Origin of the sequence: Actinokineospora sp. UTMC 2448 (genome assembly GCF_024760565.1) — a bacterium.
Taxonomy (GTDB): Bacteria; Actinomycetota; Actinomycetes; order Mycobacteriales; family Pseudonocardiaceae; genus Actinokineospora; species Actinokineospora fastidiosa.
Genome location: NZ_CP031087.1, coordinates 1,949,685 through 1,965,516, shown reverse-complemented (window position 1 = coordinate 1,965,516; position 15,832 = coordinate 1,949,685). Strand labels below are relative to the sequence as shown.

The 15,832-nt window shown below is 72.3% G+C and carries 12 protein-coding genes and 1 pseudogene; 5 read left to right on the top strand and 8 right to left on the bottom strand.

Annotated elements, in window-relative coordinates; genetic code table 11:
- Positions 1 to 42: 42 nt before the first annotated feature.
- Positions 43 to 645, top strand: a complete 603-nt coding sequence (locus tag Actkin_RS09375; RefSeq protein ID WP_258906727.1) for a TetR/AcrR family transcriptional regulator — start codon at positions 43 to 45, stop codon at positions 643 to 645.
- Positions 646 to 904: 259 nt separating this feature from the next.
- On the opposite strand, the gene Actkin_RS09370 is transcribed toward Actkin_RS09375, so the two are convergent.
- Genes Actkin_RS09370 through Actkin_RS09360 form a run of 3 tightly spaced genes read right to left on the bottom strand, consistent with a single transcriptional unit; the run spans position 905 to position 5,398 of the window.
- Positions 905 to 1,909, bottom strand: a complete 1,005-nt coding sequence (locus Actkin_RS09370) for a Gfo/Idh/MocA family protein (RefSeq protein WP_258907887.1) — start codon at positions 1,907 to 1,909, stop codon at positions 905 to 907.
- Between the two features lie 45 nt (positions 1,910 to 1,954).
- Positions 1,955 to 2,947: an L-glyceraldehyde 3-phosphate reductase gene (gene mgrA / locus Actkin_RS09365; protein ID WP_258906725.1), complete on the bottom strand. Its 993-nt coding sequence runs from the start codon at positions 2,945 to 2,947 to the stop codon at positions 1,955 to 1,957.
- 9 nt (positions 2,948 to 2,956) lie between these two features.
- Positions 2,957 to 5,398: a glycoside hydrolase family 2 protein gene (locus tag Actkin_RS09360; protein ID WP_258906724.1), complete on the bottom strand. Its 2,442-nt coding sequence runs from the start codon at positions 5,396 to 5,398 to the stop codon at positions 2,957 to 2,959.
- Positions 5,399 to 5,483: 85 nt separating this feature from the next.
- Between Actkin_RS09360 and Actkin_RS09355 the strand changes: the two are divergent.
- The 3 genes and pseudogenes from Actkin_RS09355 to Actkin_RS09345 all read left to right on the top strand — a co-directional run.
- A pseudogene (locus Actkin_RS09355) lies at positions 5,484 to 7,082 on the top strand (alpha-galactosidase); the annotation flags it as partial.
- A gap of 106 nt (positions 7,083 to 7,188) precedes the next feature.
- Entirely contained in the window at positions 7,189 to 7,593 is a 405-nt protein-coding gene (locus Actkin_RS09350) for a GH36 C-terminal domain-containing protein (RefSeq protein WP_309569141.1), read from the top strand.
- A gap of 234 nt (positions 7,594 to 7,827) precedes the next feature.
- Positions 7,828 to 8,604 carry a hypothetical protein gene (locus tag Actkin_RS09345; protein ID WP_258906723.1) on the top strand — a complete coding sequence of 259 codons (777 nt, stop codon included), beginning with the start codon at positions 7,828 to 7,830 and terminating at the stop codon, positions 8,602 to 8,604.
- Positions 8,605 to 8,609: 5 nt separating this feature from the next.
- Here the strand turns inward: Actkin_RS09345 and Actkin_RS09340 are convergent, their stop codons facing one another.
- The 5 genes from Actkin_RS09340 to Actkin_RS09320 are packed head-to-tail and all read right to left on the bottom strand — an operon-like array spanning position 8,610 to position 14,361.
- Positions 8,610 to 9,011, bottom strand: a complete 402-nt coding sequence (locus Actkin_RS09340; protein WP_258906721.1) for a hypothetical protein — start codon at positions 9,009 to 9,011, stop codon at positions 8,610 to 8,612.
- A complete protein-coding gene (locus Actkin_RS09335) occupies positions 9,008 to 9,961 on the bottom strand; it encodes an ABC transporter ATP-binding protein (protein WP_258906719.1) in 954 nt (317 codons plus the stop codon). The genes Actkin_RS09340 and Actkin_RS09335 overlap by 4 nt, the downstream gene beginning before the upstream one ends.
- Positions 9,958 to 11,679 (bottom strand): dipeptide/oligopeptide/nickel ABC transporter permease/ATP-binding protein, encoded by a 1,722-nt coding sequence (locus tag Actkin_RS09330; protein ID WP_258906718.1) that lies wholly within the window; start codon positions 11,677 to 11,679, stop codon positions 9,958 to 9,960. Before Actkin_RS09330 ends, Actkin_RS09335 begins: the two co-directional genes overlap by 4 nt.
- Positions 11,680 to 11,692: 13 nt before the next feature.
- Positions 11,693 to 12,676 carry an ABC transporter permease gene (locus Actkin_RS09325; RefSeq protein ID WP_258906717.1) on the bottom strand — a complete coding sequence of 328 codons (984 nt, stop codon included), beginning with the start codon at positions 12,674 to 12,676 and terminating at the stop codon, positions 11,693 to 11,695.
- Complete coding sequence (locus tag Actkin_RS09320; protein WP_258906716.1) at positions 12,673 to 14,361, bottom strand: ABC transporter substrate-binding protein; 1,689 nt, start codon at positions 14,359 to 14,361, stop codon at positions 12,673 to 12,675. Before Actkin_RS09320 ends, Actkin_RS09325 begins: the two co-directional genes overlap by 4 nt.
- A 158-nt stretch (positions 14,362 to 14,519) precedes the next feature.
- On the opposite strand from Actkin_RS09320, the gene Actkin_RS09315 reads away from it, so the two are divergent.
- A complete protein-coding gene (locus Actkin_RS09315) occupies positions 14,520 to 15,779 on the top strand; it encodes an ROK family transcriptional regulator (protein ID WP_258906715.1) in 1,260 nt (419 codons plus the stop codon).
- Positions 15,780 to 15,832: the final 53 nt, after the last annotated feature.

Sequence of the window (15,832 nt, the reverse complement as noted above, 5' to 3'; positions counted from 1 at the left end):
ACATAGTTCCACATGATCAACCCCGTCGTCTAGATTGGGCCCGTGGACGGCCGACTGGCGCGAGGTGAGCAGACCCGCCGCAGCATCCTGCGCCGGGCGGCGGACATCGCCTCCGTCGAGGGGCTGGACGGGCTGACCATCGGCAGGCTGGCGACCGACCTGGCGTTGAGCAAAAGCAGCGTTTTCGCCCACTTCGGGTCCAAAGAGGACCTGCAACTGGCGGCGATCGCCCACGCCGAGGACGTCTTCCGCGACCTGGTCATCCGCCCCGCGCTGAAGGCCCCCGACGGCCTCCCCCGCCTGACGGCGATGTGCGAGCACTGGCTCGACTACTCCCGCAGCCGCGCCTTCCCCGGCGGCTGCTTCTTCGCGGGCGTCATCGCCGAGTTCGACGCCCGCGAGGGCCGGGTCCACGACGCGGTCCGCCACGGCCGCGAGAAGTGGATCGACCTCCTCACCGGCCTCGCCCACAGGGCGGTCACCCTCGGACACCTCCCCCCGGACACCGACCCGGCCCAGATCGCCTTCGAGCTCGACGCGCTTGCCCGAGCAGGCAACATGGAAGCGGTGCTGACCGGCTCGGACGCCGCGTACGACCGGGCGATCAGGGGCATCCGGGCCCGCCTGGGCGTGGACCCGGAGTAGCCCGGCCCCGGCCCGACCAGGATGATGCCGAGTCACCACTGGCACGGCTGCCCGGGCACCACGACCGGACGGCGACGAGGAGCGACCGCTCTGCCTGCGCGGAACCATCGCGCCCCGGCATGCGGTGACAGGCAAACCCTTTGATGTCACCAGAGGCGCAGTGGTCGGCGACCCTTCGGGGTCGGCCGTGCGGTGGTCAAGTGACCGTTCTGGGTGGGTGTGGTCGGGCGGCGGTTCGCTGCGAGACGCGGGGCCGGGGCTACCCGAGGGTCACGGACCGGCCGGTGGTCAGGCTGGTCTCGGCGGCGCTCACCAGAGCGACCGTGCCCAGGGTGGCCCGGCCGCTGATCTCGCTCTCGCACCCCGCGCGCACCGCGTGGGCGAAGTGGGCGATCACGGCCCACCTGTCGCGCAGGTGCGGGATGCCGACGGGGACCTCGGTGGGTTCGCCGCCCGCCCGGACATAGCGGGCGTAGGCGCCCTCGGCCGGGTCGGAGCCTGCCCAGTGGAGCATGCCGTCGTCGCCCTCCACGGTCCAGTCGCCCGTCCACGGGGTCGCGGGCGCGCTGCTGTCGGCGCTCGCGCTGTACTGGACGACCACCCCCGACCGGAACTCGATCTCGGCGGAGAACGACGTCAGCGCCGCGTCCCGGGAGCGGCCGCGCGGCCAGGCGCGAGCGTCGATCGCGCGGGGTTCGCCGAAGAACGCGCGGAGCAGGTCGAAGTGGTGGATCGCCGTGCGCCACAGCACCGAGCAGGTGTCCTCCGCCGGGGAGCGGTGGTTGCGGCGGAACGACACGCTCACGTGCCTGACCTGACCGACGACCTCCTGCGCCAGCAGGTGCCGGACCTGGGACGACGCGGCGAAGAACCGGTGGTCCTGGGCGACCACCAGCCGCCTGCCGACCTCGTCGGCGAGGTGGACGAGGTCGGCGGCCTCCGCCAGGTCGAGGGTGAAGGGCTTCTCCAGCAGCACGTGCTTGCCCGCGCTCAGCGCCGCCCGGGTGACGGCGCCGCGGGTCGCGGGGGCGGTGGTGACGAACACCGCCTCGGCGTCCACCTCGGCCATGGCGTCGTCGAGTCCGCTGTGGATGTCCGGCAGCGGGACCCCGGTGGCCTCGGCGAAGGCCGCGCGGCGCGCCGGGTCCGGCTCGGCCCAGGCGACCACGCGCATGCCGGGCGCGGAGGGCAGCACCCGCAGCGCCCAGTCGGTTCCCCACCCGCCGAGGCCGACCTGGACGGCGGAGACCGGATCGTTCACCATCGGCACCGGTCCACAATACGTCCCGATCATGGCCGCGCCACCCGGTCAGCCGAGGGAAATCTTTTCGATGGCCGCCAACTCCTCCGCGTCGAAGTCCAGCCCGCGCACGGCGGCGACGCTGTTCTCCACCTGCGCCACGCTGCTCGCGCCGACCAGGGCCGAGGTCACCCGGCCGCCGCGCAGCACCCACGCGATCGCCAGCTGCGCCAGGCTCTGCCCGCGCCGCCGCGCCACCTCGTCCAGCGCGCGGACCCGCCTCAGCGTGTCCTCGGTGATGCCGTCCGCGCTGAGGAACGGGCTGGCCCCCGCCGCCCGCGAGTCGGCCGGGATGCCGCTCAGGTAGCGGTCGGTCAGCAGGCCCTGCGCCAGCGGGGAGTACGCGATCGAGCCCGCGCCCACCTCGTCGAGCACGTCCTGCAGCCCGTCTTCGATCCAGCGGTTCACGATGCTGTAGGCGGGCTGATGGATCAGCAGCGGCGTGCCCAGCCCGGCCAGGATCGCCGCCGCCTCCCGCGTCTGCTCCGCGGAGTAGTTGGAGATCCCGACGTACAGTGCCTTGCCCGAGCGCACGGCAGTGTCCAGCGCGCCCATCGTCTCCGCCAGCGGCGTGTCGGGGTCCGGGCGGTGGCTGTAGAAGACGTCCACGTGGTCCAGCCCGAGCCTGCGGAGACTCTGGTCCAAACTGGACAACACGTGCTTGCGCGACCCCCATTCCCCGTACGGGCCGGGCCACATGTCGTACCCGGCCTTGGTGGAGACGACGATCTCGTCCCGGTACGGCCGGAAGTCCCGGGCGAACAGCGTGCCGAAGTTCGACTCGGCGGCGCCCGGCGGCGGGCCGTAGTTGTTGGCCAGGTCGAAGTGCGTGACGCCGAGGTCGAACGCCCGCCGCAGGATCGCCCGCTGCCCGTCGAGGCCGCGGTCGTCGCCGAAGTTGTGCCACAGCCCCAGCGAGACCGCCGGGAGCCGCAGGCCGCTGCGGCCGCAGCGCCGGTAGGGCATCTCCGCGTACCGGGTGTCGGCTGCCGTGTAGTCCATCGGGGCAGCCTAGCCTGCGGAGCGCGCCGCGGCGGCGCACAGGGCGTTGGCCGAGCGCAGCACCTCGGGCGCGGTGAATGCGGCGGGATCGACCTCCGCGGCGGTGCTGACGTGGAACGAGTGCGTCTCGCCGGGCAGCAGGGTGATCAGCATGTCGTCGGCGACGGCGTCGGCGGCCACCCGGTCGGCGAGCAGCGCGACGTCGCGGGCGAAGGCCGACGCCGTGACGTCCACCCGGTAGCCGCCTTCCACCGCCGCCACCGACGCGGTGACCGGGTTCGGGTCGTACGGCATCGCGATGTCCTCGACGAACAGGTGCACGACCCGCACCTCCCCCGCGGCGACCACCAGCAGGTCGGTGTCCTCGCCCGCCAGCACGACCGCGGGCAGGTCGACCCGCGCCGCGCCCCGCGCGCCCGCCTCCAGCGGCAGCGCCGCCTCCGCGACCACCTCGCCCGCCAGCGTCATCCGCCGCACGGACAGCTCCCCCGTCCACGGCTCGTCGGTGTCGTTGACCGCGATGACGGCGAGCGCGTCACCGCGCGGCTGCACGGTCAGCAGCCGGGGCGCGAAGGCGTGCCGCAGCGCGTAGTACAGCGGCTTCGGCCGCTCGTCGCCGTCGACCGCCGACCAGGAGGTGACCGGCCAGCAGTCGTTGAGCTGCCAGACCAGCGCGCCCGCCGTGCGCGGCCACCACGACCGGAAGTGCGCGACGCCGAAGTGGACCGCCCGCGCCTGGTTGAGCTGGGTCGCCCAGTGCCAGTCGGCGAACGCGGCCGGGACCGGCAGGTGCGCGGCCAGGCCGCGGTCGAGCTTGCCGTTGCCGTCCTCGGCCTTCTGGTGCAGCAGGAAACCCGGCGAGGTCGGCGTCATCGGCTCGTCGTGGACCCACGCGGTGAGCGTCGCCCAGGTGGGCGGGCCCTGGAAGCCGAACTCCGCGCAGAACCGCGGGACGTGGTCGCGGTAGTGGACGTAGTCGTCGCGGTTCCACACCTCCCATTCGTGCCGGGGGCCGTGGTCCTCGTCGTTGGGGTGGACGCCGTCGGGACTGTGCGGGCTGCCGATCGCGTAGGGCCGGGTGGGGTCGAGTTCGGCGACGATCGCGGGCAGCAGCTCGGTGTAGTAGCGCAGCCCCCAGGTCTTGCCCTGCAACTGCTCCGGCCAGCCCCAGTCGGCGTAGCCCCAGAGGTTCTCGTTGTTGCCGTTCCAGAGCGCCAGCGACGGGTGCGACGTCAGGCGGGCGACGTTCTCCCTGGCCTCGGCCTCGATCTCGCCCCACAGCGGCTGCTCCTCGGCGTAGGAGGAGCAGGCGAACGGGAAGTCCTGCCAGACCAGGACACCGCGCTCGTCGCAGACGTCGTAGAAGTCCTCGGTCTCGTAGATGCCGCCGCCCCAGACCCGCAGCATGTTCATGTTCGCCGCGACCGCCTGGTCGACGCGGCGGGCGAGCCGCTCGCGGGTGATCCGGGTGAGGAAGTGGTCGTCGGGAATCCAGTTGGCGCCCTTGGCGAAGACGGCTTTGCCGTTGACGACGAACGTGAACGGGGTGCCGACCTCGTCCGGGGTGGCGTCGACGGTGATCGTGCGGAAGCCGATGCGGCGGCGGTAGGAGTCGCCGGTGTCGAGCGTGACCTCCAGATTGGACAGGGGCTGCTCGCCATAACCCGTCGGCCACCAGAGCGGCGCGTCGGGGACGGCGAGCTCGACCACGGCGCTGGTCTCGCCCGCGGCCAGGGTCGTCGTCGCGGTGATCCCAGAAACTGTTGCGGTCACCCGCACCTCGGCGTCGGTGTCCGTGCGCTCCACGTCGACGTGCACCGCCACGCGGCCGGTGCCGTCGTCGTCCACGGTCACCAGCGGCCGGACGGAGGCGAACCGGGCGGTGTGCCAGCGCTCCAGCCGCACCGGCTTCCAGATGCCCGCGGTCTGCAGGTCCGGCCCCCAGTCCCAGCCGAAGCTGCACGCCATCTTGCGGACCATGTTGAACGGATGCGGGTACACGTGGTCGCGCCAGCCCAACTCGGCCTCGACGCGCTCGGCGTGGGCGAGCGCGGACGCGAAGTCGACCACCAGCTCGTTCACGCCGTCGCGGACCAGGGCCGTCACGTCGAAGCGGTAGGAGCGGTGCATGTTGGCCGTGCTGCCGACGACGACGCCGTTGAGGCTGACGGTGGCGACGGTGTCGAGGCCGTCGAAGGCCAGGTCGACGCGCTCGCCGTGCGCCGCCGTCGCGGTGAACTCGGTGCGATAGCGCCACTCCGCGCGGTGCATCCAGACGAGATCGGACTCGACGCGGTCGCGGTACGGGTGCTCGATGAGCCCGGCGGCGAGCAGGTCGAGGTGGGTCCCGCCGGGAACGACGGCGGGCACGTCGGCGCCAGCGACGGCGGCCGGGACCGGACCCGCGGTGGCCCGCAGGCGCCACCCGTCGTGCAATTCCTGGCGAATCATCCGCTTCGCTCCTCAGCGCCGGTGGAGTAGGCTCGGCTCGATTCTTACGCCAGCAACTTAAGTAAGTCAACGAGGGGTCCAGACCATGGCGGACATCGTGTCGCTGCGCGCCGCGGGCGTCGGCGTCGTGCTCGACCTGGCGGGCGGCACGCTGCCCCGGGTCCTGCACTGGGGGGCCGACCTCGGGCCGTTGACGGCCGCCGAACTCGCCGACCTGCGGCTGGCCGCGGCGCCGCAGCCGATCGGCTTCTCGGTCGACGGCCCGGTGGAGGTCGCCGTGCTGCCGGAGCAGTCGGCGGGCTGGCTGGGCACGCCCGGCCTGGTCGGCAACCGCGGCGGCCGGGACTTCTCGACAGCGTTCCGCGTCGCGTCCGCCGCGCTGGACGGCGACACGCTGACCGTCGAGGCGGTCGACGCCGGGCTCGGGCTGGTGCTGACGATCGGGCTGACGCCGCAGGGCCTGCTGAAGCAGCGGGCGGTGCTGACCAACCTCGGGGACACGCCGTTCGAGGTGGACGGCGTGACGCTCGTCCTGCCGGTGCCGCAGACGGCCACCGAACTGCTGGACTTCACCGGCCACCACCTGCGCGAGCGCGCGCCAGTGCGGACGCCGTTCACCCAGGGCCTGCGCGTGCGGGAGAACCGCACCGGGCGCACGGGATACGACGCGGCGTATCTGACGGTGGCGGGGACGGCCGGGTTCGACGACCGGTCCGGGGAGGTGTGGGCGCTGCACACGGCCTGGTCGGGCAACCTCCGCACGATCGCCGAGCGCACCTTCCACTCGGTGTCCCTGCTCGGCTCGGGTGAGCTGCTGGGCTCCGGCGAGGTGGTCCTGGCGCCGGGCGAGTCGTACGCGACGCCGTGGCAGTACTGGGCCCACGGCGTCGGGCTGGACGCCGTCTCGGCCCGCTTCCACGACTACCTGCGGGCACGGCCGACCCATCCGCGCACGCCCCGGCCGGTCGTGGTCAACACCTGGGAGGCGGTGTACTTCGACCACGACCTCGCCCGGCTGACCGACCTCGCCGACGCCGCGGCCGAGGTCGGCGCGGAGCGGTTCGTGCTCGACGACGGCTGGTTCGGCGCGCGCCGCGACGACCGCCGCGCCCTCGGCGACTGGCACGTGTCGGAGCAGGCGTGGCCGAACGGGCTCGGACCGCTCATCGACCCCGTGACGGGCCTGGGCATGCAGTTCGGCCTCTGGGTCGAGCCGGAGATGATCAGCGAGGACTCCGACCTGGCCAGGGCGCACCCGGACTGGATCATGGCGGCGGGCCAGCGGCTGCCCCGGCCCGCCCGCGCGCAGCAGGTGCTGGACCTGGCCAACCCCACCGCCTACGCGCACATCCTGGACAGGCTGGACGCGCTGCTGTCCGAGCACGCCATCTCCTACCTGAAATGGGACCACAACCGGGACTTGGTGGAGGCAGGTCATCGCCCCACCGGGCGCGCGGGCGTGCACGGGCAGACGTTGGCGGCGTACCGGCTGCTGGACGAACTGCGCGCCCGCCATCCGTCGGTGGAGATCGAGTCGTGCTCCTCCGGCGGCGGCCGGGTCGACCTGGGCATCCTGGCCCGCACGGACCGGGTGTGGGTGTCGGACTGCATCGACGCCCTGGAGCGGCAGGCCATCCAGCGGTGGACGAACCTGCTGATCCCGTGGGAGCTGATGGGCACCCACGTCGGCGCGGACGTCGCGCACACGACCCGGCGGCGGCACGTGCTCGACTTCCGCGGCCGGCACGGCGCTGTTCGGCCACTTCGGCATCGAGTGGGACCTGACAGCGGTGTCCGATGTGGACCGCGCACGGTTGGCGGAGTGGGTGGCGCTCTACAAGGAACTCCGCGGCCTGCTGCACTCCGGCGTCTCCGTCCACTCCGGCCCCGTGCACGGCGTGGTGGCGGCGGACGGCTCCGACGCGGTGTTCGCGATCGTGGCGACGGGGACGTCCGAGCTGTATCCCCCGGGCCCGGTCCGGTTACCCGGCCTGGACCCCGAGGCGACCTACCACGTCCGCCCGCTGCCCCCGGGCGACATCGCCGACGGCAACGCCACCGACTGGGGCGTCCCGCTGCCCTGGTGGACCCCGACGGGGGTGACCCTGCGCGGCCGCGCCTTGACGGCCGGTGTGCTGCAGGCTCCGGTGCTGTACCCCGAGCGATTGGTGCTGATACGCGCTACGGAGGTGTGACCCCGGTGTGCGACTATGCCGCCGCACATCCTGAATGGGGGAATCATGCGTCGTGGTCGTTTTGTGATGTTCGCGCTCGTCGCCGCGCTGGCCGGGTGCGGATCGCCGGAGGCGGCGGACAGCGCTCAGCCACCTGCCAGCTCCACCACGACCAAGGCGGCGCCGACGACCGTGCCCGCGGTCCTGCCCGGCGCCGAGATCGTGGGTGATCCACTCCGGACCAAGTGGTGCGCGATGATCTCCACCGAACCGGTCGGCAAGTACGGCAGCGAGAACTACGCCCGGCGCGACTTCGACGCGTGCGGCCTCTTCGTGCTCAGCGAGGACTACGAGAACTCGTTCGAGGTGCGCGTGGGCGCCGGGCAGAAGCCAGGCTCGGCCACGTCCGGCGACCGGGACGCCGGGCACGGTCTCACCGTGGCGACGGTCAAGAGCACCAAGACCGAGTGCGTCCAGCACGTCGTCTTCGATGACGGGGTGCGGATCGCCGTCGAGGCCGAGGTCATGATCGGTTCGTTCGCGGTCAGCATGTGCGAGCCCATGAAGGCGATGACCGAGCACGTGGTGGGCTACCTCCTGGCGGGCAAGCGGCCCGGAAGCGTCGACGCGGGCGCCGGGACGCTCCGCGACGCGGACGCGTGCGCGCTGGGCGCGGCGGCCGTCGAGAAGTCGGCCAGGTTCCAGAGCGCCCGGCACGTTCCCGAAGCCGATGACCCGTGCCGCTGGGCCCTGCCCCGCACCGGGGAGACGCTCTACGTCGAGTTCGGCGTGGAGCAGGACTTCGGCCAGGACGGCGGGGTGGCCACCGTGGCGGGGCGGGACACCGTCACCGACACCTCCGTCGAACCGAGTCAGTGCCACCTGTACGGCAAGCACCGTGAGGAGTCGCCCGGCGTTCACGAGGTCGTGCGGATCACCGTGGTGAACGACGCCGAGGAGCCCTACACGCTGTGCGCGGAGGCGAAGGAGTTCGCCGCGGTCCTCTTCCCGATGCTGCCCCCTGCCGCCTGAGCGCGTTATCGGCTGAACGGATGGTGGTGCACGGCCGCGCGCAGCGGGGAGCGGATCCGCCGCGGTCGGCCGTGCACCACATCCGGTCCGCCGCCGTCCCGGATGGGAGCGGCGGCGAACGTCTCGGCGGGGGCCACCTCGGTCCACATGCGGACCGAGCGCCCCTGCGGCCGGGTCTCGAATACGCTGATGACCGCCGTGGCCGGGTCGACCTGGATGATCCGCAGCCGCGCGCCCGACAGGTCGTGGGCGCGGTACCGCAGCCGTTCGCCCGTCGCCAGCGGCATCCCCGCCCCCGGCGGTGGTACGCGGTCGTCAGCCCGGACGGCGAGCAGGCGCACCGGCCGCTCCGGTCCGATGTCGAACCACAGCCACAGCCCCGGTCCCGGCCACACCAGCGTGATCATGTCCCGTCCACGTACATCCAGCACTTGGCGTAGTGGTCATCGGCGACCCGGTGGTCGTCCACCGGCTGCGCGCACACCCGCGTCGCCATGGGACAGCGGTCGCGGAACGTGCAGCCGGGGTCGTCGACGCGGACCGGCGGGTTGCCCGCGACGTCCAGTCCCGACTCCAGCGACCGGCCGCGCGCGTCCGGATCGGGCGCGGCGGCGGCCAACAGCCGCGTGTACGGGTGTTTGGGCCGCAGGATCACCTCGTCCGCCGGTCCGCGCTCCACGACCCTGCCCCGGTAGAGGACCATGATGTCGTCGGAGAAGTGCCGGGCCGTGGCCAGGTCGTGGGTGATGTAGAGGATCGCCAGGCCCTCCTCCCGCTGCAGCCGGTTGAGCAGGGTCAGCACGCCGAGCCGGATGGACACGTCCAACATGGACACCGGCTCGTCGGCGACCACCACCCGCGCCCCGGGCGCCAGCGCGCGGGCGATGGCCACCCGCTGGCGCTGACCGCCGGAGAGCTCGTGCGGCCTGCGGTGGGCGATCTCGGCCGCGGGCAGGTTCACCCGCTCCAGCAGCCGCGCCACCTCCGCGCGGATGTCCGAGGCGCGGCCGTGCAGCCGCAGCGGGCGGGCCAGGTGGTGCTCGATGGTGTGGAACGGGTTGAGCGAGGCGAACGGGTCCTGGAACACCATCTGGACGTGATTGCGGTACCGCCGGTCGGGCACGCGCTCGCCGTCCGCTCCGGTGAGCGTGATGCTGCCCGACGACGGCCGCTCCAGCCGGGCGATCATCCTGGCGATGGTGGACTTGCCCGACCCGGACTCGCCGACCAGGGCGAGCGTGCGGCCCGGGGTCAGGGTGAACGTGACGTCGTCCACCGCGCGCAGCCTCGCCCGGCTCAGCCCGGAGCGGATCGTGTAGTCCTTGACCAGGTCGCGGACCTCGATGGTGCTGGTCATCGCGCACCCTCCCGGGCGTAGTCGCGGCGGTCGCCGGTCAGGCTGGGGAAGGACGCCAGCAGCGTGCGGGTGTAGGGGTGCCGGGGGTCGCGGTGGACGCGCTCGGCGGTGTCGTACTCGACGACCTCGCCGTCCTTCATGACCGCGATGCGGTCGGCGAGTTCGAGCAGCAGCGGCAGGTCGTGGGTGATGAACACGACGGCGAAGCCGAGTTCGTCGCGGAAGCGCAGGAGCTCCCGCAGGATGCCGCGCTGCACCACGACGTCCAGCGCCGTCGTCGGCTCGTCCATGATCATGACCTGCGGCTCGAGCAGCAGCGCGGCGGCGATCATCACCCGCTGGCGCATGCCGCCGGACAGCTCGTGGGCGTAGGACCCGAGCCGGGCCGGGTCCACCCCGACCAGCCGCAGCACCTCCTGGCAGCGCTCGCGGCGCTCGGCGGCCGACATCCCCGGGCGGTGCGTGGTCAGCACGTCGTCGAGCTGCGCCCGGACGGTCGTGACGGGGTTGAGCGAGTTCATCGCGCCCTGGAAGACCATGGACAGCTTGTCCCAGCGGAACGCGCGCAGCTCCCCCGGACCCAGGGCCAGCACGTCGATGTCCGTGCCGTCGCGGTCGTGGAAGACGACCGACCCGGCGGTGACCTCGGCGGGCGGGCGGTGCAGCCGGTTGATCGCGTACGCCAGGGTCGTCTTCCCGCAGCCGGATTCGCCCGCCAGCCCCAGGATCTCGCCCCGGCGCAGGGTGAGCGACACGCCCTTGACCGCGTGCACCGGCGGCTCCACCCGGTAGACGACCTCCAGGTCGCGCACGGTGAGCACGCGGTCGGGGTCCCGGTCGTCGACCGGCGGCGCGGGCGCGGCCACCGTGTCGCGGCGGCGGGCCCGGTTCCGCAGCTTCGGGTCGATGATCTCGTCGATGCTGAAGTTGATCAGCGCGAGGCCGCAGCCGAGCAGCGCGATCAGCAGGCCGGGCGGCACGAACCACCACCACGCGTCGCGCTGCAGGGCGAACCCGTTCTGCGCGTAGTAGAGCATCGTGCCCAGCGTGGAGGAGTTGGACGTGCCCAGGCCGAGGAACGCCAGGCCCGCCTCGTTGAGGATCGCCAGGATGACCGCGAACACGAACTGCGATGCCAGCAGCGGCAGCAGGTTCGGCGCGATCTCGACCGCGACGATCCGCCACGGCCGCTCCCCCGCGACCTTCGCCGCCGCCACGTAGTCGCGGCTGCGCAGCGACAGCGTCTGTGCCCGCAGCACCCGCGCCGACGCCGCCCACCCGGTCAGCGCCAGCACCAGCGCGATCGTCCACGTGCCGCGCGACTCCGGCGGCACGAAGCCCGCGATCACGATGACCAGCGGCAGGCCCGGGATGACCAGCATGACGTTCGACAGCAGCGAGAACGCCTCGTCGGTGATCCCGCCGACATAGGCGCCGATGACGCCGAAGACCGCCGACAGCAGCGTGGCCATCACCCCGACCAGCACGCCGATCTCGAGCGACCCGCGCGTGGCGTAGGCGAGCTGGGCGAAGACGTCCTGGCCGGTCTGGGTGGTGCCGAGGAGGTGCCCGCCGCCGGGCGGGGTGAGGCCGATGTCGCGGATCGCGTTCGGGTCGCCGACGAGCAGCGGGCCGAGCAGGCCGAACAGGGTGATCAGGCCGACCAGCCCGAGGCCGACCCCGAGCCGGGCGGACCAGCGGGGCAGCAGGTTCGTCACCGTGGTCTCCTTCCTACGACCGCGTGCGCGGGTCGATGAGGCCGTAGAGCAGGTCCACGACGAGGTTGGCGCCGAGCACCGCGACCGTGATGATCAGGAAGATGCCCTGCATCAGCGCGTAGTCGTTGTTCTGCACGGCCTGCAGCAGCTTCGACCCGATGCCGGGGTAGGAGAACACCTGCTCGGTGATGATCGAGCCGGAGACCACGAAGCCCAGCGAGATGGCGAAGCCCGCCACCGACGGCAGCACGGCGTTGCGCGCGGCGTAGCGGAGCATGACCCGGCTGCCGCGCAGGCCCTTCGCCTGCGCGGTCAGCACGTAGTCCTCCGAGCCGGTGGACACCATCATGTTGCGCATGCCCAGCAGCCAGCCGCCGACGGAGGAGATCACGATCGTCAGCGCGGGCAGGATGCCGTGGTAGACCGCCGAGCCGATGAACTCCGGGCTCCAGCCGGGGTCGAGCACCACGTCGTAGCCGCCGTTGAGCGGGAACCAGCCCAGCGTGCCCGCGAACACCGCGGACAGGATCAGCGCCAGCCAGAAGTACGGCACCGCGGCCAGCACGGTGGTCGCCGGGATCAGCGAGTCCAGCCAGGTGCCGCGCCGCCAGCCGACCACCATGCCGAGCGTGACGCCGAGCAGGAAGGACAGCAGGGTGGCGATGCCGACCAGCACGACGGTCCAGGGCAGCGACGCGGAGATGACCTCGGCGACCGGCGTCGGGTAGCTGCTCACCGACACGCCGAACTCCCCGCGCAGGGTGTTGCCCAGGTAGCTCCAGTACTGGGCCAGGAGCGGCTCGTCGGTGTCGGCGCCGAGGAGCAGCTCGAACGCCCGGCGCGTCTCCGGGTTGACCTGGCCGCCGCGCTGGGCGAGCTTGGCCATCAGGCTGTCGACCGGGGTGCCGGGCATGAGCCGGGGGATGAAGAAGTTCAGCGTCACCGCTGCCCAGAGCGCGACCAGGTAGAACAGTCCCTTGCGGACGAAGTACGTCACGGCGATCCCGCTGGCCGCAGCGACTTGAAGATCTGCGAGTGGTCAGGGCGCTGCCAGACCGCCGGGAAGGCGTAGAGGTCGTCCTCGGTCGGCCAGCCGGTGAACTTGGCGGCGTTGTACTCGCTCGTGGTGCCCCCGGTCAGGACCGGGATGTAGGGCATGAGGTCGGCGACCCGCTCCTGGATGGCGGCGAAGTGCGGCCTGCGGCCCTCGACGTCGGCCAGGTCCAGCTTCTCCAGCTCGGCCAGCGCGCCGTCGATGACCGGGTCGGACACCCGGCCGTAGCCCGGGTTCGCGGTCTCGCCGACCTTGGCGGTGGTCGCCGTGGAGAAGAAGTAGCTGTACATGTAGTACGGATCGGCGGCGGGCCCCTGGTAGAGCGAGTCGATTAGCATCTCGTACTTGCCGGTGCCGCGCGCGGCCGACCACTCGTTCCAGGACACCTGCTGCGTGGTCAGCTTGACGCCGATGGCCTGCAACTGCTGGCCCATCGTGTCCAGCGCGGTGATGTAGTCGGTCCAGCCCGCGGGGACGAGCACGTTGAACGCCAGCGGCTTGCCGTTCTTGGCGTAGACGCCGTCGCCGCCCTTGGCGAAGCCCGCGCCCTCCAGCAGCGCGGTCGCCTTGGCCACGTCCGGCTCCATCGGGGCGATCTTGTCGGCCAGGCCGTCGGAGAGGTACTGGGCGTCGCGGTCGACGAGGGCGAATCCGGGCGAGATCGGGCTCGCGGTGTCCTCGAAGGCCAGCGCGTTGAGCTGGGTGCGGTTCATGCCGTAGTAGATCGCCTTCCGCACGGCGGGATCGGTCTGGTGACCGGTGCAGCCGAGGTCGGCGTTGGAGCAGGTGAACAGCGCGATCTGCATCAGCGGCACGGAGATCGCCTTGTAGCCGGGGTAGTTCCGCTCGACGTTCTTGATGTCGGGCACCGGGCCGGTCTGCCAGTCGATCGTGCCCGCGGCCAGCGCGTCCGCGCCCGCCTGGTTGCCCGAGAGCGCGACGTAGCGGACGCGCTTCACCGCGGGCTCGCCGTCCCAGTAGGTCGGGTTGGCCTTGAGCGTGAACGCCTGGCCCTTGAACTCCTCCAGCATGAACGGGCCGGTGCCCATGGGCTCGACGATGACGTCGTTGGCCGGGTCGGCGATCGTCGACCACACGTGCTCGGGGACCATCCAGATGCGGCCGAGCACCTGCGGGCCCTGCGAGTAGGCGGGCTCGTCGAAGGCGATCTCGACGGTGTGCTCGTCGACGGCCTTGGCGGTGCCGTCGTAGCCGGTGCCGTTGATGGTGCTGTTCTTCTTGACCATGTCGAGGGTGAACACGACGTCCTTGGCGGTGAACCGCGTGCCGTCGGTCCAGGTGGCGTTGTCCCGCAGGGTGACGGTGAGGACGGTGCCGTCGTCGTTCCAGGAGTAGGCGGTGCCCAGGCGCGGGACGGGCTCGCCGGTGCGGGCCATGGTGAAGAAGAACAGCGGCTCGAAGATCGTCCCCGGGCCGTCGATGGTGGTGGGCGAGAACGGGTTGAAGTTGATCTGGTAGTCGCCCGCCTGTCCGGTGTAGACGACCAGCGTCGCGTCGGCGGTGCTCGGCGCCCCGCCTGCCGACGACCCGCACCCGGCGGCCGCGAGGGCGACGGCGAGCCCGGCCACGACGATGCGCCCTCTGCGGCGCCTGGACTTCAACTGCATCACGACAGTCCTTCCGTGGTGGCGGACCCTGCTGTGCCGCCGGTCACCTCAGGGTGGCATTGTTAAGTCAACGAAGAAACGAAGTCAAGAGCTACCGGTCGCCCGGACGAAGATCGCTGTTAGACTTAGCCAGGCGAAGGAAGTAAGCGGGAGTGCAGATGAGCGGACCTGCTCGAACGACGTCGCACGCGAGCAGCAAGGCCGCGGTGCTGGACGTCATCCGCGCGGCGGGGACCATCAGCCGGGTCGGCCTGATCAACGCGACCGGCCTCACCGGCGCCACCATCTCCACCGTCGTCCGCGGGCTCATCGAGGACGGCCTGGTCGTGGAGACCGGCCGCGCGGAGTCCACCGGCGGCAAGCGGCGCGTCCTGCTGGAGCTGGACCACTCGGCCCGCTACGCGATCGGCGTCCACCTCGACCACGCGGGCATCACCTACGTGCTGACGAACCTGGGCGGCGCGGTCGTCGGGCGCATCTCCCGGCCGGGGGCGGGCGCGGCCAAGCCCGCCGACGTGGTCGAGCGGATGGCGGCGGAGGCGGCGGCGCTGGTCGGCAGCGTGGGCATCGACCGCGAGCGCGTCCTCGGCCTCGGCCTGGTCTCGCCGGGGCCGCTGAGCGCGTCGGCCGGGATGGCGCTGCCGCCGCCGACGATGCGGCAGTGGAGCGACTTCCCGCTCGACACCGTCCTGGGCCAGGCCACCGGGCTGCCCGTCCTGCTGGACAACGACGCCACCGCGGCCGCGCTGGGCGAGCACTGGTCGGGCGGGGTGGACAACGCCGCGACCGTGGCCGCGCTCTACATGGGCACCGGCATCGGCGCGGGTCTGCTGGTCAACGGCATCACCTACCGCGGGGCCAGCGGCAACGCGGGCGAGGTCGGGCACATCTGCCTCGACCCGTTCGGCCCGGAGTGCTGGTGCGGGGCGCGGGGCTGCCTCGAGGCGCTGGCCGGGCCGTCGGCCGTGGTCGCGGCCGCGCGGGCGGACAAGGCGCTGGCGCGCGCCGCCGGGCTCGGGCGCAGGCGCTCGGTGTCCGCCGACTTCGCCGCCGTCAGCCGGGCCGCGCGCAAGGGCGAGCCCGCGGCGCTGGAGCTGCTGGAGCGCTCTGCCCGGTACCTGGCGGTGGCGACCCGCACGCTGGCGAACGTCATGGACCTGGAGGCCGTGGTGCTGACCGGGCCGAGCTTCGCCATCGCGGGCGCGATCTACCTGCCGATCGTGCAGGAGGAGCTGGACCGCGCCTTCTTCTCCCGGGCCAACCACCCGGTGCGGGTGCGGCTGTCGGCGTCGGCGGCGACCGCGTCGGCCATCGGCGCTGCGGCGATGGTCCTGCAGTCGGAGCTGGTGCCCCTGCACCACGGCCTGCGGCTGCCGGGCAACCTCGTGGAGTCGGAGCCGCCGCCGGTCGGGGCCTAGGGCGTCGTGTTCGGCGTCACTGTCACGTTCAGCGGGGTCGCGTAGTCCTCTTC